Origin of the sequence: Vibrio sp. OPT46 (genome assembly GCF_015163535.1) — a bacterium.
GTDB lineage: Bacteria > Pseudomonadota > Gammaproteobacteria > Enterobacterales > Vibrionaceae > Vibrio > Vibrio alginolyticus.
The window spans coordinates 1-300 of the sequence record NZ_JADDYG010000764.1 but is presented as its reverse complement, the minus strand read 5'-3'; the positions used below and the strand labels follow the sequence as shown (position 1 = coordinate 300).

General features: G+C 41.0%; 1 protein-coding gene. It reads left to right on the top strand.

The genetic code is table 11. The features are described 5' to 3' along the window. A partial coding sequence (locus IQR33_RS26815; protein WP_193844217.1) for an outer membrane beta-barrel protein occupies nucleotides 1-166 on the top strand: 166 nt, incomplete at its 5' end. Nucleotides 167-300: the final 134 nt, after the last annotated feature.

The window sequence follows — 300 nt, the reverse complement described above, 5'->3', positions numbered from 1 at the left end:
CTCCAGAAACGACGATCGGTACACTCTATCTTTTGGTATCGATTATCAGATCAAACGTTGGATACAGCTGCAAGCCGATTGGCAATACCAAGATAAAAACTCTAGCCGATCGGGTTATAGCTTCGAACAAAACATTTGGACTTTAAGCGCACAGTTTTCTCTGTAAAAAGGATTATTAATGAAGGCATTCATCAAATTCATGAGTGTAGCGTTGTTGCTATTTAGCACTTTGGTCAACGCTGACTCAAACGAGGAAGATTACTTACTCGATACTGGCGATACCATTTCCGTGCAGGTCTA